This window comes from Methylosinus sp. R-45379 (genome assembly GCF_001644125.1).
GTDB lineage: Bacteria > Pseudomonadota > Alphaproteobacteria > Rhizobiales > Beijerinckiaceae > Methylosinus.
The window spans coordinates 60,445-84,466 of sequence record NZ_LUUM01000002.1 but is presented as its reverse complement, the minus strand read 5'-3'; the positions used below and the strand labels follow the sequence as shown (position 1 = coordinate 84,466).

Here is a 24,022-nt window from a genome sequence, read left to right as displayed (position 1 = left end):
CCCTCAATAAACCCGCGCCTTCGGCTCTATATAAGCCACCTCATTGGACAGCGTGTAGCTGTGCACCGGGCGATAATCGATCGCGACGCTCTTGCCCGCCTCGTCGACCGTGGAGAGCGTGTGCTTCATCCAATCGGCGTCGTCGCGGTTCGGAAAATCCTCGCGGGCGTGAGCGCCGCGGGATTCGGTGCGGTTCTTCGCCGAATCCATCGTCACCACCGCCTGCACGATGAGATTGTCATATTCCAGCGTCTCGACGAGATCGGAGTTCCAGATCAGCGAGCGGTCCGAAACCTTGACGTCGTCGCTCTTCTTCCACACCGCATGGATCGCTTGCGATCCCTCCTCCAGCACCTCGCCGGCGCGATAGACGGCGCAATGCGATTGCATCACGCGCTGCATCTCGAGCCGCAGATCGGCGGTCGCGATCGAGCCGGAAGCGAAACGCCGCGCATCGAGACGCGACAGAGCGAGCTCGGCGGAATCGGCGGGCAATTCCGGCTGCGTCTGGCCGGGCTTCACCAGCTCGGCGGCGCGCTGGCCGGCGGCGCGGCCGAAGACCACGAGATCGACCAGCGAATTGGAGCCGAGACGATTGGCGCCATGCACCGAGACGCAAGCCGCTTCGCCGATCGCCATCAGGCCCGGCACCACCACATCGGGATTGTCGCCGACGCGGCGCAGCGCCTCGCCGTGAAAATTCGTCGGTATGCCGCCCATGTTGTAATGCACGGTCGGCAGCACCGGAATGGGCTCGCGCGTCACATCGACGCCGGCGAAAATTTTCGCGCTCTCGGAAATGCCAGGCAGGCGCTCGTGCAGGATCGCAGGGTCCAAATGCTCGAGATGCAGATGGATGTGATCCTTCAATTTGCCGACGCCACGGCCCTCGCGAATCTCCACCGTCATCGCGCGCGAGACCATGTCGCGCGGCGCGAGATCCTTCACTGACGGCGCATAGCGCTCCATGAAGCGCTCGCCTTCGCTATTGGTGAGATATCCGCCCTCGCCGCGCGCGCCCTCGGTGATGAGACAGCCCGCGCCATAAATGCCGGTCGGATGGAATTGCACGAATTCCATATCCTGCAACGGCAGGCCGGCGCGCAGCGCCATGCCGCCGCCATCGCCCGTGCAAGTATGCGCCGACGTCGCGGAGAGATAGGTGCGGCCATAGCCGCCCGTCGCCAGCACGGTGAGCGCGGCGCGGAAACGATGGATCGTGCCGTCGTCGAGCTTGAGGCACACGACGCCGCGCACGGCGCCCTCTGCATCGACGATGAGGTCGATGGCGAAATATTCGACGAAGAATTCCGTGTCGTGACGCAGCGCCTGCCCGTAGAGCGTATGCAGCATCGCATGGCCGGTGCGGTCGGCGGCGGCGCAAGTGCGCTGCGCCGGCGGGCCTCTGCCGTAATCCGTCGTCATGCCGCCGAAGGGCCGCTGATAGATGCGTCCATCCTCGGTGCGCGAGAAGGGCACGCCCCAATGCTCGAGCTCATAGACGGCCTGCGGAGCGTTGCGGCAGAGATATTCGATCGCGTCCTGGTCTCCGAGCCAGTCGGAGCCCTTGACGGTGTCGTACATGTGCCATTTCCAATCGTCCGGCCCCATATTGGCCAGCGCCGCGGCGACGCCGCCCTGCGCTGCGACCGTATGCGAACGCGTCGGAAATACTTTGGTGATGCAAGCGGCCTTCAGCCCCGCCTTGGCGCAGCCGACGACGGCGCGCAGTCCCGCGCCGCCGGCGCCGACGACGACGACGTCGAATGTATGATCGACGATCGGATAGGCCCTGCCCCCGATATTCACCGTCGTCTTGCCGTTCGCAGCCATTCCCAATCCTCGTCGATAAAGAGCGCCCGAGCGCGAACGCGCGTCAGCGCGGCGCGGCGATGATCATTATGGCGAGCGTCCAGATCGCCGCGATCGCGATCACCAGCCATTTGTTGACGATGAGCGCCTTCGCCTTCAGCGCTTCGTCGTGAACATAATCCTCGATGATGTTCTCCACGCCGAGCCGCGCGTGATAGGCGACGACGACGATGAAGGCGATGAGCGCTATCGCCGGCAGCGGCTTTCCGATTTCGGCGCGCGCGGCCTCATAGGGCTTGCCGACGAGGCCGACGAGATACCAGATCGAGAGCACAGCGAGCGGCGCCAGCGCGCGCGCGCTGTGACGCATGGCGAGCGCATGCAGCGAACCGGAGCGATCGGAGACGAAAGCGTCTCCCTTGCCGCTGCGGCCGCTCTCAAATCTCGACATATCCGTTTCTCCATCAATCGAGTTCGATATCGGCGAGCCGTCGCGACAGGACGAGCGGCCGCAGGCTCAGCCGAAGAGCGAGGATGCGATCCACAAGAGCGCCGTCAGCGCCACGCCGCCGCCCAAGCTCGCCTTGGTCAGCAGCTCGCGGCCATCGCGATCGAGATAGAGGCCGCGGTCCCATATCGCATGACGCACGCCGCCGAGCAGATGATGAAACAGCGCCCAGCTGAACAGCAGCACGAAGACTCGCCCGACGAGGGAATTGACGATCCAGGACACAGCGTCGAAGGCCGACGGCCCGAGCGCCAATCCGAAGAGATAGAGCGCGAGCAGAAGCACGCCGACATAAAGCGATGCGCCGGTGATGCGATGCGCGATCGACATCGCCATTGTGAGGATCGGCTTGTAGATCGTCAGATGTGGAGAGAGCGGCCGCGCGGCGGCGAGGCTCTCGCTCACGGGATCGGCGTCGGCCATTTTAGGTTTCTCTCCGCTCGAGGCTCGGCTAGGACTGATAATTCAATCGCGTCGCTGCTGCAACACACGTACCCGACATAAGGTCCTGAGCATTTCGCGACTCGTGCAGAGCGGCGAAAGGACGCATGACTTACGTAACGCGTCGCGACGCCCGACGCAATCGATGCGCCGATGCGTAGGATTCGAGTCGAAAAACGTGGCGCGTGCGTTACGATCTGTTAACATGCGCCCGCCGACGTTGCCCGGGACCAGCCGGCGCATCGTCGTTCGGAGCCGGCTTTTTTCTCCACCGGCTGCGGACGTGTCGAGTAGCGTTGAGCGTCATGGTTGGTCTGCGTGCTCGAGAGTTCGTAATGTTGCGTCGGCGCCCCGAGTAAGCGTCGTGTTGCCGTGACGTCGGACTGCCGACTATTTTGTCGGCGGCTTGAGTTCGCTGGTCTCGTCGAATGACTTTTTCGTCAACTCATCTCGCGAGCGATTCATGAATTACAGTGAAACCATCCATATCTTGAACGTCGATCCGATCATCCGCTCGTCTCTGACGAGCGCCTTGGACAAGGCGGATTTCCACATTCGCCTCCATGAGGACGCGGGACGCTTCTTCGAAGCCGTCGAGACCGAAAGCCGCGGCTGCGTCATCATCTATGTGGACATGCCCGATATGATCGGGATCGAATTATTGAGGGACGCCAAGGCGCGGCGGATCGAATTGCCGATCATCGTCATCACCGCGCAAGCCAATGTTCGCGGCGCGATCCAAGTGATGAAGGAAGGCGCGTTCGATCTGCTCGAATTGCCTGTCAATGAGGCGAAGCTGCTCGCCTCCGTGCAGCAGGCGCTGACCCGCCGGATAGACCACCGCGCCTATCGCGGCCGCGCGCGGACCACGCCCGGCCGGCTCGCGACGCTCACCAATCGCGAGAACGACGTGCTCGCCGGCTTGGTCGAGGGCAAGCTCAACAAGGTCATCGCCCATGAGCTCGGCATCAGCGCCCGCACGGTGGAGACGCATCGCTCGCACATCATGACCAAGATGCGCGTCAAGAGCGTGGCCGATCTCGTCCGCATCTCGCTGGGGGCGCCCCGGCCCGATCCGGCCGTCCGCCTCGGCGCGCCGCGGCCCTCGGCCGATCCGACCGCCCGCCTCGGGACGCCGGCCCCGCGGCCGATGGCCGATTCGGGCGCGGTCTTGCCCCGCCGCTGACGCGATCGACGCGGCAAATCGCCAAAATTAACGACGCCGGGGCATGGCGCATGCTATTGGCCATGCGAACGCCATGCTCCGGCGCTAGAATATTGCCTCATGAGATTCGACCGTTCGGCCCGAGCGCCCCTGAATGAGACCGCCCCCGCCGAGGCGCGCGCGGGGGCGACGCTCACCATCGATCTTGCCGCCCTCGTCGCCAATTGGCGTCGGCTCGCCGCTTGCGCGAGCGAGAGCGAATGCGCGGCCGTGGTCAAGGCCGACGCCTATGGCCTCGGCGCCGAGCCCGCCGTGCGGGCGCTCGCCGCCGCCGGCTGCCGCACGTTTTTCGTCGCCACCGCCGGGGAAGGCGAGCGCGTTCGCGCCGTCGCCCCGCGCGCCATCGTCTATGTGCTCGAGGGACTGCCGCCCGGCGGCGCCCGCGCGCTCGCCGCCGGACGGCTACGCCCGGTTCTGGCCTCGCTCGAGGAAATCCGTGATTGGGCGGCGTTCGGCCGCTCCATCGGCCGCCGCCTGCCGGCCGCGCTGCAATTCGACACCGGCATGAATCGGCTGGGACTCTCGCTGCGCGACGCCGAAGCCGCGGCCGTGGCGGCGCAGGATATCGACCTCACTCTGACGATGAGCCATTTCGTCTGCGCGCAATGGGCCGAGGACCCGCGCAACGCGGGGCAGATCGCCGCTTTCGAGACGGCGCGGCGCGCCTTCCCCGGCGTGCCGGCCTCGCTCAGCAATTCCTCGGGAATCTTCCTGGAGCAGAAGCCCCATTACGATCTGCTGCGCCCCGGCTATGCGCTCTACGGCGGCAATCCGACTCCGGCGGCGCCCAATCCGATGCGAGCCGTCGCCCGGCTCGAGGCGCCGATTCTGGCGACGCGCTGGATCGAGGCCTGCGAGAGCGTCGGCTATGACGGCGTGTGGACGGCGTCGCGGCCGACGCGGCTGGCGACGCTCGGCCTCGGCTATGGCGACGGCTTTCCGGCCGCCATCGGCGGGGCGGGCCGGCCCGTTCCGGAGGCGATCGTTGCCGGGCGGCGCTGCCCGATCGTCGGCCGCGTGTCGATGGATTTCGTCATGCTAGATGTGACCGACGTCCCCGAAGGCGCCGTCTATCGCGGCCAGACGGCGGAGCTTTTGGGCGAGACGATCGGCGTCGACGAGCTGGCGCTGCGCTGCGGGACCATCGGCTATGAGATTTTGACCCGGCTCGGGCGACGCTATGAGAGGGTCTATATCGGCGGGTGAGCGCTCACGCCCGCTCGAACCAGGGCGTCAGCACAGGATAGCCCTCGCCGGCCAGCAACGCGGCGGTCTCATAGAGCGGCAGGCCGACGACGGCCGAATAAGAGCCGATGAGCCGCACCGCGAAAGCGCCCGCGAGTCCCTGAATCGCATAGCCGCCCGCCTTGCCGCGCCATTCGCCGGAAGCGAGATAGGCGTCGATCTCGGTCGACGAGAGGCGCTTGAAGCGCAAGCGCGATTCGACCAGGCGGCGGCGCTCGGCCCCGCGTGGGGTGATCAGCGTGACGCCGGTAAAAACCCGGTGCTGGCGGCCCGAGAGCAGGCGCAGGCAGTCCTCGGCCTGCTCTATGTCCTCGCATTTGGGCAGGATTCGCCGGCCGACCGCCACCACAGTGTCGGCCGCGAGCACATAGCTGCCCTCGAGCTGGGGCTGATAGGCCCTTATCTTTATGGCCGCCGCGGCCTTCTCGCCGGCGAGACGCTGGGCGAGGCTGCGCGGCAGCTCGTTGCGCTGCGGAGTCTCGTCTATGTCGGTCGGCAACAGCGCGTCGGCGTCGAGGCCGATCTGCTGGAGCAGCTCGAGCCTGCGGGGCGAGGCCGAGGCCAGCACCAGCTTGGGCCGCGTATCGGTCGGGTGGGACGTCAAGACGATCGGCTCCGCCATAAATCGAAATTATTTGAAACGATAGGTAATCCGCCCTTTGGTGAGGTCATAGGGCGTCATCTCCACGAGAACCTTGTCCCCGGTGAGCACGCGGATGCGGTTTTTACGCATCTTTCCGGCCGTATGGGCGATGATCTCGTGCTCGTTCTCGAGCTTGACCCGAAACATCGCGCTGGGCAGCAGCTCGGTGACGACTCCGGGAAACTCCAAAAGTTCTTCCTTGGCCATGTGGTTCCTTCTTCAGAGGCCGCGGCGGACCTCGGATAGCGAAAGGCCCGCTTGCGAAGCGGGCGCTCATCAATATGGGATCGAAGCCGGGACGCGCAAATCCGCGCCGGACCCTAATCGAGTACGGCTGATTTGTGAACCTTGCCTTTCGCTCCGTCGCGCGCTTCAGCGCTCCGGGGCGTGGACGATCGAGCCGGCGGCGGGCGGCTCGATCACGCGCGGCTCGGGAGCGGCCTCCGCCGGCGTCGCGACGAGGGCGCCGCCCTTGCCGTCCCCCGCCCAGGCGCTGAGCAGCTCCCAGGCGACCGCGAGTACCACCGGGCCGACGAAAAGGCCAATGATTCCATGCACCAGCACGCCGCCGATGACGCCGACGATAATGACCAGCAGCGGCGTCGTGAGCCCGCGCGCGATGACGATGGGCTTCAGCACATTGTCGACCAGCGTCACCGTCAACATGCAGCAGGAGAAGAGTAGAGCCGGCAAGGTCCGCATCTCCGTCCACGCCCAGATGATGGTGGGCACCACCACCATCAGCGGCCCGATCTGGACGATGGCGAGCACCAATATGCACAGGGTCAGCAGGCTCGCGCCCGGCGCGCCGGCCAGCTGCAGGCCGAGGCCGCCGATCGCCGCCTGCAGCAGCGACACGCCGATGACGCCGCGCGAGACGGTGCGGATCGTCGAGCCGGCGAGCTCGACGAAATGCTCGGCGCGTTTCGAATCGATGCGCGTCACCGCGGTCTTGATCGCGCGCACCAGCGCCGGTCCAGGCGCGAATAGAAAGCCGGCGATGATGACCGAGATCAGGAATTTGAACACGCCGGCGCCGGCGTTCTTGGTCGCGTCCAGCGCGATCTCGCCATAGGGCTTGAGCTGCGGCAACGCCTGGGCGAGCGCGCTGCGCAGATTGGTGGAGGCGAGCTCCCAGAATTCGTACGCCGATTCGCCGATGAAGGGCCAGCTGCGCAAGGTCTCGGGCGGCGGCGGCACCCAGACGCCGCCGGCGTCGATTCGGTCGGCGAGCGCGCGCAGCCCATCGACGACGCCGAGGCCGAGCCAGGTCGCCGGCCCGATGACGAAGAGCAGGCCGAGAAAAGTGATGATCGTCGCCGCCAGCCGCCGGCGTCCGCCGAGCCAGACGGTCATCCATTCGAAGATGGGATAGAGCGCCACGGCGAGAATGGCGCTCCAGGTCACGATGGTGACGAAGGGCCGCACCAGCAGGAAAGACCAATAGGCGAGCGCGCCGAGCGCGCCGAGCCGGATGATCAAGTCGATGAGTGTCGCGTTCAGCCGCCGCCGGCCGGACGCTTCGCGCTGGTCCTCGATCACCGAGCTATCCCCAATTTTTTTTGCGCCCCGCCGCTGCGGCGCGCCTTCCCCCGGACAACATAGCGCGGATCGGCAATGGTTTCACGCCCGCGGCTGCGTTTCCGCCTACCGCCCGAGCGCCATGGCCAGCCGCGCCGCGATCAGCCGGCCGATGAGCCGCAGCGGAAAGCCTCGAAAGCTCGGCGCATCCTGCGGCAACGGCAGCGCCGAGCGCCGGCGCGCGACCTTTGTCCGCATCTCGATCGGCGGCAGATCGCCCGTATAGCGCAGCCGATAGGTCGAAACCCAAAAGCCGGGGTCGAATTTCAGGAACATGCCCGTGCTGCAGCAGGAGGCGACCACCCGGCGCGTATGCGATTCGGGCTTCAGCCGGTGATCCTCGAGCAGCTCCTCACCCGCGACGCAACGAAAACGGTCGTCGCGAAAGGTAAGATAAGGCGTGCCTCCGTCGGGATCGCGCAGGAGATGGGCATGGGGCAGAGCCTCGATCCTGCGGCCGCCCTCCTGGCAATCGGAGCAATAGCAGACGGCGCTGATGATCGGCGCGCCGACCGCCTCGCAGCGCACGCGCCCGCAGGCGCAGGTGAAATCTCGGATGAGCGAAGCCATGTCGGAAATCCTCTGCTCGAAACGGACGACATTATAGCGACCCCGGCGCGAGCGTCATGCGGCGCGCAAACCGTCCTTCCTGCGCTCGATCGACCGCCGCGCATGGTCGATGGCGAGCGAGGACACAGGATACTGATCCGCCGCGGTCTCGCCATCCGCGAGCTTGTTGACGCAATCGGCGACGAGCCCGCGAAACTCCGACTCGATTCGCTCGAGGCCGGCGCTATCGGCCGTCAGCGCCTCGTCTGCGAGCGTCAGCAGGCGGAAGACGCGGTTCTGATCCTCGACGAGGCGGCGATTGTTCCAAAGGCCGAGCAGCACGGCGACGAGCGAGCCCAAAAGGCTGAGCGGAATGCCGATAATGTAGAAATATTGCTGGAACGAATCGAAAAAGCTCTGATCGCCGCTCGCGAGATAGGCGGCAACGCCAGGGTGGACAGGCAGCAGCGGATTCTGCGCGTCGAGATCGGGCGCCTCGATCTGTGCGCCGCCCGGCGAGAGGGCGGCGAGCTTGGCCTTGGTCTTGAAAATGGAGCGGCCGATCGCCCCCGCCACCACATTGAGCATCGAAAAAGGCGCCACCAGCCGATAGGTGACGGCGAGGCCCTTCACCGTATCGTCGGGCACGGGCGGATGCGCCTTGAAGGCGCCTTCGGGGATATCCACAGATTCGAAGCCCGGAAAGCGCTTCACCAGCGCGTCGGCCTGATCCATCGGCAGGAGTTGGGGCGGGCTCTTCATCGCCTTGGCGATGGAGGCGACGACATCGACCGCCTGCCCCGGCCCGATCGGCCCGACCGCCAACGCCGCCGCCGCGCGGCCCGCACGCATGGCCGGGCCGATCTCGCCGAGCGGTAGGACGAGGCGCTTCACGCTCGCCGCGGGGACGTCGAAATAGGCGAGAATATCATCGAGCGCGCGCTGATTCTCCGTCTGCAGCGAGCCCTCCGGCACCGCAATTGTCTTGCGGGCGAGGCCGGCGGCGTCCTTGATCGGCGAGCCATGCGGCAGCACGATCGCCACGACGTCGCGGCGCAGAATGGCGATGGTCTGGCCATTGGAGGGCGGCGCAACATCGGTGCGCACGATGGCGAGATTGACCTTGCGGTCCTCGAGCGCCTTGGAGCTGGCCGAAAGATCGGCGACCGGGACCTCCTCCACGCGCAGGAAAGGATGCGACCCCGACACGACATGAATGAAGGTCGAGATGGTGCGCTGGGCCGGCGACATCGCTGGGCCGGTGGTGATGCGCAAGGTCGCCCGCGGCGACAGGTAATAAAAGAGCGACAGCGCCGCCGCGAGAGCGAACAGCAGAACCGCGACCCAGAAGATCAGGCGCGGCGCATGGCCTTTGGGCATGGGGCCTCCTCCCTATGCGAGGAGAAATAGGCCGCCGCGCGCCAGAGCCCACGGCCTTGTCATGCGCTCTTCCCATTCGCGCGCGCCGGGCATAAATCTCGCCGCATGAGCGATACGCCCGACCTTCCCGCAACCCTCGATGAGGAAGAAGACCTCACGGAAGAGGCCGAAGGCGCCGCCGCGTCCGAGCTCGCCGCCGATACGCCCGAGAGCGTCAAGCGCGGCGTATCGGTCATCAAATCCTATTGGAAGAACGCGCCCAACGGGCCGGGCGTCTATCGCATGATCGCCGAGAATGGCGAAGTGCTCTATGTCGGCAAGGCCAAGAATGTCCGCAAGCGCATAGCCAGCTACACGCGCCTCGCCGGCCATGTGAATCGCATCGCGCGGATGATCTCGGCGACCGCCTCGATGATGTTCATCTCGGTCGAGACCGAGACCGAGGCGCTGCTGCTCGAGACCAATCTCATCAAGCAGATGAAGCCGCGCTTCAACGTGCTGATGCGCGACGACAAGAGCTTTCCCTATATTCTCATCGCGCGCGATCATGATGCGCCGCAAATCGCCAAGCATCGCGGCGCGCGCTCGCGCAAGGGCGATTATTTCGGCCCCTTCGCCAACGCCGGCGCGGTGGGGCGCGCGCTCAACGCCCTGCAGCGGGCCTTTCTGCTGCGCTCCTGCACCGATTCTTTCTACGAGAATCGCACGCGGCCCTGCCTGCTCTATCAGATCAAGCGCTGCGCCGGCCCTTGCACGGGCGAGATATCCATCGCGGATTATTCCGTGCTGGTGCAGGAGGCGCATGACTTTCTCACCGGCAAGAGCCGCTCCGTGCGCGAGCAGCTCGCCACGGAGATGACCGCGGCGGCGGAGCGCCTGGAATTCGAGCGTGCCGCGCGGCTGCGCGACCGCATCTCCGCGCTGTCGCTGATCCAGGGGACTCAAGGCGTCAATCCGCACAGCGTCGAGGAGGCCGACGTCTTCGCCATCGCCAAAGAGGCGGGGCGCTTCTGCATCGAAGCGTTTTTCTTTCGCGCTTTTCAAAATTGGGGCGACCGCGCCTATTTCCCGCGCGCCGACCAGAGCCTCTCCGAAGAGGAAGTGCTCGGCTCCTTCCTCGCGCAATTCTATGGCGAGCATCCGCCGGCGCCTTTGGTGCTGCTCTCCCATGTGATCGAAGATCGCGAGCTGCTGGCGCAGGCTCTATCGGACAAGCTCGGCCGCAAGGTGGAGATCGCGACGCCGCAGCGCGGCGAGAAGCGCGAGCTGGTCGAGCATGCGCAGACCAACGCCAAGCAGACGCTGACGCGCAAGCTCACCGAGGACGCCAGCCAGGAGAAGCTGCTCATCGCCCTCGGCGAGATGTTCGGCATGGCGAAGCCGCCGCGCCGCGTCGAGGTCTATGACAATTCCCATACGGGCGGCCAACAGGCGATCGGCGCGATGATCGTCGCCGGGCCGACCGGCTTCATGAAGACGCATTATCGCACCTTCAACATAAAGAGCGCCGAGATCACGCCCGGCGACGATTACGCCATGATGCGCGAGGTGCTGGCGCGCCGCTTCGCCCGCATCGCGAAAGACGCCGAAAAGCCGGAGGAAGAGGCGCCGGACGCTTTTCCGTCCAAGCCCGATCTCGTGATCATCGACGGCGGCCGCGGACAATTCGACGCGGCGCGCTCGGTGGCGAAGGAGATCGGCCTCGAGGGCGTGACCATCGCCTCCATCGCCAAGGGCGCCGATCGCAACGCCGGCCGCGAGATGTTTTTCGTCGAGGGACGCGAGCCCTTCCGCCTGCCGCCGCATGATCCGGCGCTCTATTTCGTCCAGCGCCTGCGCGACGAGGCGCATCGCTTCGCCATCGGCACGCATCGCGCGCGACGCAAGAAGGAATTCGCCAAGAACCCGCTGGACGAGATCGCGGGCGTCGGACCGGCCCGCAAAAGGGCGCTGCTGCTCGCCTTCGGCACCGCCAAGGCGGTGGCCGGCGCCGCGCTCTGCGACCTCGAGAATGTGCCGGGCGTGAACAAGGCGACGGCGCGGCTCGTCTTCGACCATTTCCAGCGCGGCTGAAACGGCGAACGGCTAAAATTTGTGCGCGGCTCGGCGACGGTCTCGCCGGCGCGCGCCGAGCGGCAAAATGCCGGTTTTGCCGAAGCTTCCCGCTGTTGCGCGGGAGATCGGACCAGCGGCGAAGGAGCGCGGCGCCGGCGAAGAGCCCGTCTCTTCTATTGACAAGAGAGGCGCTCGCCATGTTCCTTCGCGGCATGACATCGACGGCCATTCCGCCGCGCCGCGGGCGCGCGCTCTCCCTGCCCAATATTCTGACCTATGGCCGGCTCGTCGCCGTGCCCGTGGTCGCGGGCCTGCTGCAATGGCCGGACGAGCATTGGATGCGCTGGACGGCGCTCGGCGTCTTCACCGCCGCCGCCATCACCGACTTCTTCGATGGCTATCTCGCCCGCGCCTGGGCGCAGCAATCGACGCTCGGCGCCATGCTCGACCCCATAGCCGACAAGCTGCTCGTCGCCGCCACTCTGCTGATGGTGGTCGCCGATCAGACGATCTCCGGCCCGACGATCTGGGCGGCGCTCATCATCCTCTGCCGCGAGATTCTCGTCTCCGGCCTGCGCGAATATCTCGCCGAGCTGAAAGTGCCGCTGCCGGTCAGCGCCATCGCCAAATGGAAGACGACGCTGCAGCTCTTCGCGCTCGGCTTCTTCATCGCCGGCCCGGCCGGCGAGCTGGTGCTGCCGGGCACGGTGAACATCGGCAGCGTGCTGCTGTGGATCGCCGCGCTGCTGACGCTCTACACCGGCTATGACTATATGAGAGCCGGCTGGGCGCATTTCGGATCGGACGAGGCGCAATGAAGGCTCTCTATTTCGCCTGGGTGCGCGAGCGAATCGGCCGCGCCGAGGAGGAGCTCTCCCCTCCCCCGGAGGTGGCGACCGTCGGCGAGCTGATCGCCTGGCTGAAGTCGCGCGACGAGGCCTATGCTCTGGCTTTCGAGAACGCCGCCGTCATTCGCACGGCGATCGACAAGGCCCATGTGCGCCATGAGACGCCGATCGCCGGAGCGCGCGAGATCGCCTTTTTCCCGCCGATGACCGGAGGATAGGGGGCGAGTAGCGAGTAGCGAGTAGCGAATAGTTCTACTCGCTACTCGCTACTCGCTACTCGCTACTCGCTCATGACCCCCACCATCCGCATCCAATCCGCCCCCTTCGATCCCGGCCATGAGGCCGCGCTGATCGAGGACGGCCGCCGCGACATTGGCGCGATCGTCTCCTTCACCGGCCTCTGCCGGGACGAGGGTGGGACGCTCGCGGCGCTGGAGCTCGAGCATTATCCCGGCATGGCCGAGGCGGAGATCGCCCGCGTCGCCGAGGAGGCGCTCGCCCGCTGGCCGCTATCGGCGCTCACTGTCATCCATCGCCACGGGCGCATTCTGCCGGGCGAGAGAATCGTGCTCGTCATCACGGCCGCGCGCCATCGCGGCGATGCCTTCGCCGCGGCGGAATTTCTGATGGATTATCTGAAGACGCGCGCCCCCTTCTGGAAGAAAGAGCATCGCGCCGACGGCAGCGTCGGCGACTGGGTCGAGGCCAAGGCCAAGGACGACGCCGCCGCCGAACGCTGGAACAAGTAGCTAGAGCCTCGTCACCGCCCCATCCGCCGTCGTGACGCGAATGTCGGCATAACGGCAGGCGCCGCGACGGCGCTGGAAGGGCGTGACCGCCAGCAGCCAAATATGGCTGATCGCCTTGGCCGGCCCGCCGATATGGGCGGCGTAATCGGCGGCGACGTCGCGCTCCAGCGCCCGCCACTCGCCGAGCCCCGCTGCGCCCGAATCGACGACCATATGAGTCTCGACCGCGCTCCAGCCGGCGAGCGGGCAGCGGAAGACTTTTCCGGTCGGCAGGCCAGCGCTCCAGAAATAGGTGAGGTCCTGCCCGTCCTCGAATTTCACGCCGATCGACAGATAGTCGTGAAAGGGCGGCGCATCCTCCGGCTTCGCAGAAGGAAGCTGGTCGATCTTCCAGCGCCAGCCGAGCTTGGGCCGCGTGCCGAAGGCGAGCGGCAGCGGACGCTCTATGATGGAGGCGCTCCCAGCGCTCTCGCAGACGATCTCGCCATTCGCCTCGCGGCCGAACACTTCGGCGCCGCCGCCGAGACTGAAGAGATCGTTCCAGCCTTGCGGCAATTTGCGGCCGCGTTTCAGCCTGGCGATCTCCGCCGCTATGCGGCCGTCCACATCGCCCGATGCGGCGAGGCTCTCTAGTCCGGCGAGCGCCTCACCCTTCCAGACCAGCGCGACGCCGACGATCTTCACCTCCTGCTTGCGATACTCCGCTTCGGGCGTCCACAGCCTGCCGTCCGCGTCGGCGAATTGCGCGGCGGAGCGGGCGATCTCCAGCGGGCCGTCATGGGCGGCGATCATCGTGCCGGTGTCGACGCCGGGGCTGTAGATCGGCCTTTTGCCGCGCGTGCGGGCATGAAAGACGAGGCCCGGTGAGAACCAGAGGTCATAGGGCCGAGCGATCCACATGCGGCCGGTGACGAGAAAGCTGACCTGCTGACCCTTGGACGCCGTGAGGCCGAGGTCGATCCAGGGCAGATCATCGCCATCGATCTCGAACACACGATAGGAAACGAGCTCGCCCGAATGGGCGCGCGCGATCAGCCCCTCCATGTCGCGTTTGAAAGCGTCGCGCTCGAGAGCGGCGCTCTCGGCCATTGCGGCCGGAGCGATGAAAGGCAGAGCGGCGCCCAGCGCGCCCATCTGCAACATCTCGCGCCGAGACAATCCGGCCGACGCGCGTCCGAGACAATAGAGGCACATGTCGAAAAATCCTCCCCGAACTCGGGCAAATCCCCCGATGGATCGGCCTTTGTGAGCCGATAGGGAATGCTATCGTCCGGCCGCTGGCGACGCTTGCCAGCACATGCCGAAAACGCCGTTCGATGGCGCGCGAGGGCAGATGCGACAAACCGGCTACACACGCGCGAGCACGCTGGGGCCGATCGCCGAGGTCGTCGGCGCCACCGGCGGCTCGATCGAGCGCGTGTTTCGCCGCGCTGAGCTCCCGCTCGGCCTGCTCGAATCGCCGGACACGCTGCTGCCGCTGCGCGATCATTTCCGCCTGCTCGCGGCCTCCTCCCGCGAACTCGGCGACGAGGCCTTCGCCGCCCGCCTCGGCCGCAGGACGTCGATCGCCGGCCTCGGCGTCTATGGCAAATGGGTGACGCTGGCGCCGACGCTGCTCGAAGCCATCCATCGCGCCGGAACGAGCCTGCCGCATATGCTGCAGAGCGCGACGCGGCTGATCCTGCGGCGACAGGGCGAAGAGGTCGTCTGGTCCTATGAGCTGGACGACCCTGCGACGGAGGGTCGGCCGCAGAATGAGATGCTGGCCGTCTGGTATATGATCGCCCTCGTGCGGCATTTCGCCGGCGCGCGCTGGCTGCCGCGCCGCGTGATGTTCGGCGGCCTGCCGGCGAGCGCGCGACGATCGATCGGCGAGCAGATGGGCGCCGACATCGTGCTCTGCGACGGCCCGGGCTCGATCGTCTTCGATCAGCGGCTGCTGATGACGGTCAATCCGCGACTGGGCGAAGGCGATGGACTGGACGCCGAGGAGATCGCCCGCATCTTCGACATTCCGGCGCCGGACGATCTTCCCGGCAAGATCGGCGTGCTCATCGAGCTGGAGCTGCTCGGCGGCCGTCCTACGCTCGAAACCGTCGTGCGGCGGGCCGGGCTGTCGAAGCGCACGCTCCAGCGACGGCTCGGCGATCTCGGGCTCAGCTACGCCGATCTCCTGCGCGACACGCTGCAGCGCCGCGCGATTCGTCTGCTGCGCCGATCGGACCTATCGATCACCGAGATCGCCGCCCGGCTCGGCTATAGCGATCCAGCGCATTTTACCCGCGCCTTCGAGAATTGGAGCGGCCTCGCGCCCAGCCGCTGGCGCGAATTGGCGAGAGCGGCGGATCGATAGACGAGAGACGAAAAAGGCGGCCGCTGGGGCCGCCTTTCTCATTTTCTGCGAAAGAAGCTCATTCCGTAAAGGCGAGCGCCCCGCCCGGCAGCTGCTGCTCCACGCCCTTGTAGCGGTTGGAGCGCTGTCCCATCATCGTCTCGAAGGCCTCGTGAACCTCGCTCACCGACTTCGGCTTCATCTTCTTGCCCTGGCGGGCGAAGAAGATCGGCTTATTGGCGCGGGCGGGCCGCGGCAGCAGCTTGGCGGCCGGCGTGTTCGGCGCCTCCTCCACCTTCGCCATGAAGCGGGCGGCGTCGTCCGGCCCCAGGAAGTGGATGAGATAGGTCTCGCCCACGGTCAGCGGACGGCCGATTCGCTCGGCGATGCGCTCGCCGTCGTGCTTCAGCATCTCGGCGGCGAAGACCGCGGAGAGATAGGGGTCGTTGCGCATGGCCAGAATCTCGGAGCGCTTCTGCGGCGCGACGCGATAGTCGCCGCCGATCGCCTGCGCCGCCGCCTCCTGGCCATGGCTGCGGCCGAACATGCGCACGGCCTTCAGCCAGGTCGAATCGATGAACTGGAACAGGCCGCTCGCCGAGGAGGTGCTGGCCTTGGCCTTGGGCGCGAAGCTCGACTCCTTGTCGGCGATCGCCATCAGCATGGCCGGATCGGAGCCGGTGGTCTTGGCCGCCAGCACCACATGCTCGACAATGGCGCGGGCGACGCGCACCGGGCCGAATTGCAGCACCGCCGGGGCGGCGCCGGAGAGGCTCGCCTGCGCCTCATTGGCGACGTCGGCGGCGCCGGACCAGGCCTTCACCGCCTCGCCCATCGCTTCGGCCGCATCGGCGTCGAGCGGCTGATCGGTGAGGCCGCGATTGGTCAGAAAGAACAAGGGCGGCGGCGCGCGGCGGCTCTGCGCGCCGCCTCGCGACGCCTCCGACAGTCTGAACCGGCCCCAGCCGTCTGGCATAGACAGCAGCGCGGCCACCAGGGCGAAGGCGAGAGCCGTCGCTATGGCGAAAGCGCGAAGGAGCATGTGAACGGATCCGTCGGCCCCCGCGAGGGGGCGGTCCGCGTCTGCGCGGTCGAACACGGGCAGAAAGCGCGACCATTTCGGCGCCGACGCTTCGCCGCGAACGGCAGGAGCTATCGCTTCGAAAGACACTCTGTTTCATTCCTCGCTGTTGTTTGGACGAGACAGAGGCTAGCAACCGCGAGGGGCGAAAAATCGACTGCGCGCGTCACGCGCGCGTCACATTCGGGCGGGGCTCCGTAGTTCCCACAAACCCTTAAAAATGAAGCGATCGTCTACCTACGGAGCCGGCCGGCCGATTCGCCCGCCACATTTGCGCCGAATCGACACAGCCACGCTTGCGATTGAAAAAGCTGGGATTTTTTCGAATCGTCAGAAGCTGGTCAGCTTCGACAGCATATTGCGGATGAAATTGAACTCGGCCCCGGCCGTGGGCGTCGTGCGGCTGATGAAATCGACGACCTTGCCGTCCTTCAGCCCATAGTCCGCGATGCGCTGGACCTTTTTCGTCTTGTCGAAATAGACGGAGAGAATGTGCTGGTCGGCGACCTCGGGCGGCAGGAAGGCGAGCTCGCGCTCGATGCGCTGGCTGACATAGTACCAGGCGTCGCCGCCGATCGTCGATGTCGTCGAGGGCGTGCCGAGCAGAGCCAGCACTTGCGGAGCCGCCATGCCGACCTTCACCTGCGCGGCCTTGCGCTCCTCGATGATGGCGCCGCGATTGATCACGCCGTCATAGCCGAGGCACCCGGCGAGCGGCGCGGCGACCAAAGCGAGCGCGGCGAGGCGGCGGGCCTGCCGCGAGACGACGACGAGCGAAACCCGAGACCGCATTTTTCTCTCCGCGCTACGCCTCTCCCGAGGCCGACCTCTATCGCGACAATGTTCGAGCTTGCCTAACTCTCGCTCTGCGCGAAAGCAAGCAGCGACGCCTCCGGCGCAACCCTCGGGCTGGCGTCCGCGCCTCTTCGACCGTATCAATGGCCGGAAAATGGCGAAGCTTCGACCAATGGGCGCGGCGCCCATCTATATTTCATATTGTCGGCCGAGGCGGCGACGTCCGAGGAGAAGGAGCGGCGAATGAGCGACGATCTGCAATTGCCCGAAACCCCGTTCTCGCGCCCTCTCGCCGCCGTCGACATTCCCGAGGATGGGCTGGAGCTGACCATTTCCGCCGACGCCTCCGAGCGCGCGGCCCTCGCCGAGGCGGATGATCTCGTCGCGCTGGGCCGCCTCGAGGCGAAGCTGAAAGTGACGCGCGCGGGCCGCGGCGGCTTGCGCGTCGCCGGCGAGCTCATCGCCGATGTTCGCCAGACCTGCGTGGTGACGCTCGAGGAGTTCGACTCCCGCGTCGTCGAGCCCATCGACGTGTCCTTTGCGCCGGAGGCCGCCCCCGCCGCCCCGCCCGCGACGGAACGTATGTCCCGGCGCCGGCGCGAAGCGGAGCCCGAGGAGCCGAAAGAGCCGAGAGCGAGCCGGCACATCGCCGATCTCGACGAGGATGCGCCCGATCCGCTCGTCGATGGGCGAATCGATCTCGGCGCCATCGTCGCGGAATTTCTGGCGCTGGCGCTCGATCCCTATCCTCGCAAGCCCGGGGCGCTCTTTGCTCCGCCTGAAGAGAAGGTGGAGGAAGAGAAGCCGCCGGCGAAAGTCTCGCCCTTCGCCGGCCTGCGCGACGCGCTCGGCAAGGGGCACAGAAACTGAGCCCGGCTTTGCAAAAGCGTGATGGAGAGCCTGTAGATTCGGCGGCATGCGACGATGCGTCGAGACCGGCTCGCTCGTGGGAAGCTGGAGCGACGGCAGGAATTGCTCTTGCGCTGGCGCCGCGCAAATGGCAATTCGTCAGCCGCTGGCGCCTTGGGCCGGCGGCGAGCCCGGTCCGTGACGAGAAATCGCGAGGAACCGAGGGCAAAAGCGGGCCATAGCGGCTCCGCTTCGCCGCATCTTTCGCGCGTCCGGCGGCCCCGTGGGGCGGAGCGTTGCGGGCCGCGCGGACATTCGCAATTCGTATTCAGTTCGGGAGACGAGGCAGAATGGCGCAGCCCATTCGCATAGCGTTGGACGCCATGGGCGGCGATCATGGTCCGAAAGTCACCATAGCCGGCGCCGCCATCGCTCACGATCGTCATCCAGACAGCAGCTTCCTGCTGTTCGGCGACGAAGGGCAGATTCGCGCCGAGCTGGCCGCGCATCCGCGCCTCGCCCATGTCGCGACCGTCCGTCACTGCGACGTCGCCGTGCGCATGGACGACAAGCCCAGCCAGGCGCTGCGCTCCGGCCGCCGCGTCTCCTCCATGTGGCAGGCGATCGAGGCGGTGAAGAAAGGCGAGGCCGATGTCGCCATCTCCGCCGGCAACACCGGCGCGCTGATGGCGATGGCGAAGGTCTGCCTGCGCACAATGGCCAAGATCGAGCGTCCGGCGCTGGCCTGCCTATGGCCTGCCCCGACGGCGCGCGGCTACTCCATCGTGCTCGACGTCGGCGCCTCCATCGGCGCGGACGCGCGCCATCTCGTCGATCTCGCCGTCATGGGCGCGGCGATGGCGCGCTCGCTCTTCGACCTCGAGCGGCCGAGCGTCGGCCTGCTCAATGTCGGCGTCGAGGAGATCAAGGGCGTCGAGGAGGTCAAGACCGCCTCGCGTCTGCTGAAGGAGGCCGAGCTTCCCGATCTCGACTATCACGGCTTCGTCGAGGGCGACGAGATCGGCAAGGGCGTCGTCGATGTCGTCGTCGTCGAGGGCTTCTCCGGCAATATCGCGCTGAAGACCGCCGAGGGCACGGCGACTCAGATCACCAATTATCTGCGCGAGGCGATCGGGCGGAGCTGGCTCGCCAAGCTCGGCTATCTGCTGGCGCGCGGCGCCTTTCGCGAGCTGCGCGACAAGATCGACGTTCGCAACATCAATGGCGGCGTGTTTCTCGGCCTCGAGGGGATCGTCATCAAGAGCCATGGCGGCGCCGATGCGCTGGCCTTCGCCCGCGCGGTCGAGATCGGCTATGAGATGGCGCATCAAGGCCTGCTCTCCAAGATCCGCGACATGCTGGCCTCGAGCCGCCGCGACGACCAGGAAGCCGCTCAGTGACTCTTATCCAGCGCCCTCTGCGCTCTGTCGTCGTCGGCCTCGGCAGCTATCTGCCGAGCCGCATCCTCACCAATGAGGAGCTCGCCGCCACGGTCGACACCAGCGACGAATGGATCACGCAGCGCACCGGCATAAAGGAGCGTCACATCGCCGCGCCCGGCGAGACCACCTCCATGCTCGGCGAGAAAGCGGCGCGCGCCGCGCTGGCCGACGCCGGCCTCGGCCCGGAGGATATCGATCTCGTCATCGTCGGCACATCGACGCCCGACTATACTTTTCCTTCCACGGCGACGCAGATTCAGGCCGCGCTCGGCATGACGCACGGCGCCGCCTTCGATCTTCAGGCCGTGTGCTCGGGTTTCGTCTACGCGCTGACGACGGCGGAGAAGTTTCTTCGCTCCGGCTCGCACAAGCGTGCGCTCGTGATCGGCGCGGAGACATTCTCGCGCATTCTCGACTGGAAAGACCGCACGACCTGCGTGCTGTTCGGCGATGGCGCCGGCGCCATAGTGCTCGAGGCGCGCGAGAGCGAAGGCTCGCTCGCAGAGCGCGGCATATTGACGACGCATTTGCGCTCGGACGGACGCCATCGCGCGAAATTGCATGTCGATGGCGGCCCCTCCTCGACCGGAACGGTCGGCCATTTGCGCATGGAAGGTAAGGAAGTGTTCCGCTTCGCCGTCGGCATGGTGACGGATGTCGTGACGGACGCCTTCGCAGCGACTGGCTTCACGGCGGCCGATCTCTCCTGGTTCGTGCCGCATCAGGCCAATCGCCGCATCATCGACATGTCGGCGACGAAGCTCGGCATCGCGCCGGAAAAAGTCGTCGCCACAGTGCATTTGCACGGCAACACCTCGGCCGCCTCCATTCCCCTCGCATTGTCGGTCGCGCGCGACGACGGACGCATCAAGCGTGACGATCTCGTGATGCTCGAGGCGGTCGGCGGCGGTTTTACATGGGGTTCGGCGCTCATCCGCTGGTGAGGCGCCACGAAATCCCGGTCGTGAAACTGCAACCTGTGCTTGATTTCCTCCGTAGTTTCTGAAAAATAATCAAATTGAGTTTTTCGCTCCTCGCGATCGGGGTCTGCGGCGGCCTGTTGCGATCGTCCGCGACGAACCCTTCTCGCGCGAGAGTTGTCACAAGGCAGAAAAAAAAGTCGAGCTCGACGATGCTAGTTTCGTTTTGAATCGATAAGGCCGATCATGTCGCAAAATGTTTCAGAAAAAGCCCCGCCGGCAGTCGAAGACCTTTCCCGGGACGAAAACGTCATTTCCGAGACGCCAACCTCACAGGGACATCACACGGTGACGCGCGCCGATCTCGCAGACGCCGTGCATCGCCGCATCGGTCTCTCGCGCGCCGAGTCCGGCGAGTTCGTCGAAGCTGTGCTGTCCGAGATTTTCAACGCCATCGTCTCCGGCGATGATGTGAAGCTCTCCTCCTTCGGCTCCTTTCATATTCGCTCCAAAGGCGAGCGCGTCGGACGCAATCCCAAGACAGGCGCCTCGGCGCCGATCACCGCGCGCCGCGTCGTGATGTTCAAAGCGTCCAATGTGCTGCGAGGACGCATCAACGGACATCACGAGACAGAGGATTAGCGCTTTCCGATCGAGCGGCGCCGTTCGATCGGAATTTGCGTCCCCGGATCGTTTCGCTTGCCGAAGCCTCGATCCGCGACGTAGAAGCGCGCCATGAGCGAGCGAGCCAGAGACTCTGCGCAGACGTTCGGACGAGCGTCCATGCCCACCGCCGTCTGGGCGCTGGGCGTCACCTCGCTGTTCATGGATTTCTCCTCCGAGATGATCCATGCGCTGCTGCCGGTCTATCTCGCCGGAACGCTCGGCGTCGCCATCGCCGAAATCGGCTGGATCGAAGGCGCGGCGGAAGCGACGGCGCTCGCCGTGAAGGTGGTCTCGGGCCGCATCTCGGACATGATCGGCCGGCGCAAAGGGCTGGCGCTGTTCGGCTACGGCCTCGCCGCGGCGACCAAGCCGATCTTTCCGCTCGCCGGCGGCGCGACGGAGGTGATCGCCGCGCGCGTGCTCGACCGTGTGGGCAAAGGATTGCGCGGCGCGCCGCGCGATGCGCTGATCGCCGACGTCACAACGCCAGAGCAGCGCGGGGCCGCCTATGGCCTGCGCCAGACGCTCGATACGGTTGGCGCGGTCATCGGCCCGCTGGCGGCGATCGGCCTGATGCTGGCGACGCATGACGACACGCGCTTCGTCTTTTGGATCGCCTGCCTGCCGGCGCTGATCTGCGTGCTGGTTCTCGCAGTCTTCGTTCACGAGCCGGAGGAGACACGCCCGCCCGCTACGGGCCGCAAGGCGCTGCTCGCCGGATTTTCTGATTTGCCGCGCGCCTTTTGGCTCCTGCTCTCCTTCGGCGCCCTGCTCGCCGCGGCGCGAGTGGGCGAAGCGTTTCTCGTGCTGCGGGCGACGGGCGCCGGCTTGCGCATCGCCTTCGCGCCGCTGACGCTTGTCGCAATGTCCTTCGTCGCCATGCTAGCCGCCTATCCGGCCGGCAAGCTCGTCGATCGCTGGAGCGAGCGCCGGCTGCTCATCGCCGCGAGCGTGACGCTGGCGATCTCCGAGGCCGCGCTCGCGGCGTCGCAGGACCTCGCTTTCATCTTTGTCGGGATCGCGCTCTGGGGCCTACATATAGCGCTGGCGCAAGTGGCCTTCTCGGCTCTGGTCGCCCGCGCCGCGCCGGCGCATTTGCGCGCCACCGGCTTCGGCGTTTTTGGCCTCGCCAACGCCGTGGCGGTGATCGCCGGCAATGTCGCCTTCGGCGCGCTGGCCGAGGCGAGCGGCCAAGGCTTCGCCTATGGCTGCGCCGCCATCGCCGCGCTGGCGCCGCTGGCGCTTCTGCCGGCCATGTCGGGAGAGGACGAAGCGCGCCATGGCTAAAGCACGCCAGAGCTTCGTCTGCCAGAGCTGCGGGGCGGTGACGAACCGCTGGCAGGGCCGCTGCGAATCCTGCAACGAGTGGAACACGATCGTCGAGGAGAATGGCGGCGCCGGCGGCGCCTTCGGTCCGACGGCGCGCGTCGGGCGCGGCCGGCCTTTCGCGCTCGAGGCGCTGGCCGGCGACGCAAGCCCTGCCCCGCGCATCGCCACCGGAATTGAAGAATTCGACCGTGTGACCGGCGGCGGCTTCGTGCCCGGCTCAGTGGCGCTGCTCGGCGGCGAGCCGGGCATCGGCAAGTCGACGCTGCTGATCCAGGCCTGCGCGGCCCTCGCGCGGCGGGGCGAGCGCGTCATCTATATTTCCGGCGAAGAGGCCGCGGCGCAGGTGCGGCTGCGCGCCGAACGGCTCGGCCTTTCCGACGCCCCGGTCGAGCTCGCCGGCGCCACGCAGGTCGAGGATATTCTCGCCACCTGCTCCGCCGGCAAGCGCGCGGCGCTGATCGTCATCGATTCGATTCAGACCATGCATACGGAGGCGGCCGATTCGGCGCCCGGCACGGTGACGCAAGTGCGCGCCAGCGCCCAGGCGCTGCTGCGCCACGCCAAGCTCAGCGGCTCCACCGTGATTCTCGTCGGCCATGTCACCAAGGACGGCCAGGTCGCCGGCCCGCGCGTCGTCGAGCATATGGTCGACGCTGTGCTCTCCTTCGAGGGCGACAGCGCGCATCACTTCCGCATGCTGCGCGCCTCCAAGAACCGATTCGGCGCGACCGGTGAGATCGGCGTCTTCGAGATGACCGGCGCCGGCCTCGCCGAGGTCGCCAACCCCTCCGCCCTGTTTCTCGCCGGCCGCGACGCCGCTGCGCCGGGCGCCGCCGTGCTCGCCGGCATGGAGGGCCAGCGCCCCATGCTGGTGGAGATTCAGGCCCTGGTCGCGCCCACCTCGCTCGGCACGCCGCGCCGCGCCGTCGTCGGCTTCGATTCGAATCGGCTTTCGATGATACTCGCCGTGCTGGAAGCCCATGCCGGGCTGAAGCTCGGCATGCATGATGTCTATCTCAATGTCGCTGGCGGCCTGCGCGCCGATGAGCCGGCCGCCGATCTCGCCGCCGCAGCGGCGCTCGTCTCCTCGCTGACCGGCGCCACTCTGCCCGCCGAGCTGCTGTTTTTCGGCGAGATCGCGCTCTCCGGCGCGGTGCGGCCGGTCATTCACGCCGGCGCACGGCTGAAGGAGGCCGGCAAGCTCGGCTTTCGCCGCGCCGTGCTGCCGCAGGCGCAGCAGACGAGCGAAGACGACAAAGCGTCGGGTGTCGCTTTGTCGCATTGCGGCCATGTCGCCGCGCTGGTCGCCGACATTGCGAAAGATTCGGTCGGCGCGCGCGAGCGTGGACGTCCGCAGCGGCAGAGCTGACGCCGCCGGAAGGCTTTTTCGCGCGCCTGAACGACCGGCGCGGCTGCGCGAACCTCTTTCCACTCCACTCAGAATACGTAGTCACGGCCCTGACAAATAGGTGTTTTTACTTGTCTCCCTCAACAAACATCACAGGAATGACGACGTAGACGCAGAATAATCGGTGCAGCGCCCGGCGGGGATGGTTGCAGAAAATTAACCAC

The 24,022-nt window shown here is 66.6% G+C and carries 24 protein-coding genes; 13 read left to right on the top strand and 11 right to left on the bottom strand.

The genetic code is table 11. The annotated features are described in order from the left end of the window. Positions 1 to 3: 3 nt before the first annotated feature. The 3 genes from sdhA to sdhC all read right to left on the bottom strand — a co-directional run bounded on the left by sdhA (position 4) and on the right by sdhC (position 2,743). Positions 4 to 1,833: a succinate dehydrogenase flavoprotein subunit gene (gene sdhA / locus A1351_RS00815; protein ID WP_064031909.1), complete on the bottom strand. Its 1,830-nt coding sequence runs from the start codon at positions 1,831 to 1,833 to the stop codon at positions 4 to 6. Positions 1,834 to 1,876: 43 nt separating this feature from the next. Next, the gene (sdhD, locus tag A1351_RS00810; protein ID WP_024880603.1) at positions 1,877 to 2,263 is read right to left on the bottom strand and encodes a succinate dehydrogenase, hydrophobic membrane anchor protein; all 387 of its coding nucleotides are present in this window, start codon (positions 2,261 to 2,263) and stop codon (positions 1,877 to 1,879) included. 66 nt (positions 2,264 to 2,329) lie between these two features. Further along, on the bottom strand, positions 2,330 to 2,743 hold the full coding sequence (sdhC, locus tag A1351_RS00805) for a succinate dehydrogenase, cytochrome b556 subunit (protein WP_024880604.1): 414 nt from the start codon (positions 2,741 to 2,743) through the stop codon (positions 2,330 to 2,332). A 481-nt stretch (positions 2,744 to 3,224) separates the two neighbouring features. On the opposite strand from sdhC, the gene A1351_RS00800 reads away from it, so the two are divergent. After that, entirely contained in the window at positions 3,225 to 3,947 is a 723-nt protein-coding gene (locus A1351_RS00800; protein ID WP_064031908.1) for a response regulator transcription factor, read from the top strand. A 99-nt stretch (positions 3,948 to 4,046) separates the two neighbouring features. Further along, positions 4,047 to 5,192, top strand: a complete 1,146-nt coding sequence (gene alr, locus A1351_RS00795) for an alanine racemase (protein ID WP_064031907.1) — start codon at positions 4,047 to 4,049, stop codon at positions 5,190 to 5,192. Positions 5,193 to 5,196: 4 nt separating this feature from the next. Here the strand turns inward: alr and A1351_RS00790 are convergent, their stop codons facing one another. The 5 genes from A1351_RS00790 to A1351_RS00770 all read right to left on the bottom strand — a co-directional run bounded on the left by A1351_RS00790 (position 5,197) and on the right by A1351_RS00770 (position 9,384). After that, positions 5,197 to 5,853 carry a Maf-like protein gene (locus tag A1351_RS00790; RefSeq protein WP_026599049.1) on the bottom strand — a complete coding sequence of 219 codons (657 nt, stop codon included), beginning with the start codon at positions 5,851 to 5,853 and terminating at the stop codon, positions 5,197 to 5,199. 9 nt (positions 5,854 to 5,862) lie between these two features. Then, the gene (gene infA / locus A1351_RS00785) at positions 5,863 to 6,081 is read right to left on the bottom strand and encodes a translation initiation factor IF-1 (RefSeq protein WP_018266249.1); all 219 of its coding nucleotides are present in this window, start codon (positions 6,079 to 6,081) and stop codon (positions 5,863 to 5,865) included. Positions 6,082 to 6,246: 165 nt separating this feature from the next. Further along, a complete protein-coding gene (locus A1351_RS00780) occupies positions 6,247 to 7,416 on the bottom strand; it encodes an AI-2E family transporter (protein WP_024880608.1) in 1,170 nt (389 codons plus the stop codon). Between the two features lie 105 nt (positions 7,417 to 7,521). Then, complete coding sequence (locus A1351_RS00775; RefSeq protein WP_064031906.1) at positions 7,522 to 8,025, bottom strand: GFA family protein; 504 nt, start codon at positions 8,023 to 8,025, stop codon at positions 7,522 to 7,524. Positions 8,026 to 8,079: 54 nt separating this feature from the next. After that, entirely contained in the window at positions 8,080 to 9,384 is a 1,305-nt protein-coding gene (locus A1351_RS00770; RefSeq protein WP_064031905.1) for a TAXI family TRAP transporter solute-binding subunit, read from the bottom strand. Positions 9,385 to 9,489: 105 nt separating this feature from the next. Here A1351_RS00770 and uvrC point away from each other — a divergent pair, with 105 nt between their 5' ends. The 4 genes from uvrC (at position 9,490) to A1351_RS00750 (ending at position 13,036) form a co-directional block, all read left to right on the top strand. Then, positions 9,490 to 11,457, top strand: coding sequence for an excinuclease ABC subunit UvrC (gene uvrC / locus A1351_RS00765; RefSeq protein WP_064031904.1), 1,968 nt, complete (start codon positions 9,490 to 9,492; stop codon positions 11,455 to 11,457). Between the two features lie 179 nt (positions 11,458 to 11,636). Beyond that, the gene (pgsA, locus tag A1351_RS00760) at positions 11,637 to 12,257 is read left to right on the top strand and encodes a CDP-diacylglycerol--glycerol-3-phosphate 3-phosphatidyltransferase (RefSeq protein WP_245267348.1); all 621 of its coding nucleotides are present in this window, start codon (positions 11,637 to 11,639) and stop codon (positions 12,255 to 12,257) included. Next, positions 12,254 to 12,505, top strand: coding sequence for a molybdopterin converting factor subunit 1 (gene moaD / locus A1351_RS00755; RefSeq protein WP_024880614.1), 252 nt, complete (start codon positions 12,254 to 12,256; stop codon positions 12,503 to 12,505). The genes pgsA and moaD overlap by 4 nt, the downstream gene beginning before the upstream one ends. A 72-nt stretch (positions 12,506 to 12,577) precedes the next feature. Next, positions 12,578 to 13,036, top strand: coding sequence for a molybdenum cofactor biosynthesis protein MoaE (locus A1351_RS00750; protein ID WP_064031903.1), 459 nt, complete (start codon positions 12,578 to 12,580; stop codon positions 13,034 to 13,036). On the opposite strand, the gene A1351_RS00745 is transcribed toward A1351_RS00750, so the two are convergent. Then, a complete protein-coding gene (locus A1351_RS00745) occupies positions 13,037 to 14,230 on the bottom strand; it encodes a DUF3047 domain-containing protein (protein WP_024880616.1) in 1,194 nt (397 codons plus the stop codon). A gap of 139 nt (positions 14,231 to 14,369) precedes the next feature. Between A1351_RS00745 and A1351_RS00740 the strand changes: the two genes are divergently transcribed. Beyond that, positions 14,370 to 15,389: an AraC family transcriptional regulator gene (locus tag A1351_RS00740; protein ID WP_064031923.1), complete on the top strand. Its 1,020-nt coding sequence runs from the start codon at positions 14,370 to 14,372 to the stop codon at positions 15,387 to 15,389. Positions 15,390 to 15,447: 58 nt separating this feature from the next. Here the strand turns inward: A1351_RS00740 and A1351_RS00735 are convergent, their stop codons facing one another. Together A1351_RS00735 and A1351_RS00730 are read right to left on the bottom strand one after the other, a co-directional pair. Next, positions 15,448 to 16,410: a transglycosylase SLT domain-containing protein gene (locus A1351_RS00735; protein WP_245291545.1), complete on the bottom strand. Its 963-nt coding sequence runs from the start codon at positions 16,408 to 16,410 to the stop codon at positions 15,448 to 15,450. Positions 16,411 to 16,779: 369 nt separating this feature from the next. Beyond that, positions 16,780 to 17,241 carry an outer membrane protein assembly factor BamE gene (locus A1351_RS00730; protein WP_036291045.1) on the bottom strand — a complete coding sequence of 154 codons (462 nt, stop codon included), beginning with the start codon at positions 17,239 to 17,241 and terminating at the stop codon, positions 16,780 to 16,782. A gap of 246 nt (positions 17,242 to 17,487) precedes the next feature. Here A1351_RS00730 and A1351_RS00725 point away from each other — a divergent pair, with 246 nt between their 5' ends. The 6 genes from A1351_RS00725 to radA all read left to right on the top strand — a co-directional run bounded on the left by A1351_RS00725 (position 17,488) and on the right by radA (position 23,819). Further along, entirely contained in the window at positions 17,488 to 18,114 is a 627-nt protein-coding gene (locus A1351_RS00725) for a DUF177 domain-containing protein (RefSeq protein WP_064031922.1), read from the top strand. A gap of 329 nt (positions 18,115 to 18,443) precedes the next feature. Then, entirely contained in the window at positions 18,444 to 19,493 is a 1,050-nt protein-coding gene (gene plsX, locus A1351_RS00720; protein ID WP_024880621.1) for a phosphate acyltransferase PlsX, read from the top strand. Next, positions 19,490 to 20,479 (top strand): beta-ketoacyl-ACP synthase III, encoded by a 990-nt coding sequence (locus A1351_RS00715; protein ID WP_024880622.1) that lies wholly within the window; start codon positions 19,490 to 19,492, stop codon positions 20,477 to 20,479. Before plsX ends, A1351_RS00715 begins: the two co-directional genes overlap by 4 nt. 222 nt (positions 20,480 to 20,701) lie before the next feature. Beyond that, the gene (locus A1351_RS00710) at positions 20,702 to 21,097 is read left to right on the top strand and encodes an integration host factor subunit alpha (RefSeq protein WP_024880623.1); all 396 of its coding nucleotides are present in this window, start codon (positions 20,702 to 20,704) and stop codon (positions 21,095 to 21,097) included. A gap of 141 nt (positions 21,098 to 21,238) precedes the next feature. After that, positions 21,239 to 22,408 (top strand): MFS transporter, encoded by a 1,170-nt coding sequence (locus A1351_RS00705; RefSeq protein WP_064031901.1) that lies wholly within the window; start codon positions 21,239 to 21,241, stop codon positions 22,406 to 22,408. Continuing rightward, positions 22,401 to 23,819: a DNA repair protein RadA gene (gene radA / locus A1351_RS00700; protein WP_064031900.1), complete on the top strand. Its 1,419-nt coding sequence runs from the start codon at positions 22,401 to 22,403 to the stop codon at positions 23,817 to 23,819. Before A1351_RS00705 ends, radA begins: the two co-directional genes overlap by 8 nt. The last annotated feature ends 203 nt before the right edge of the window (positions 23,820 to 24,022 follow it).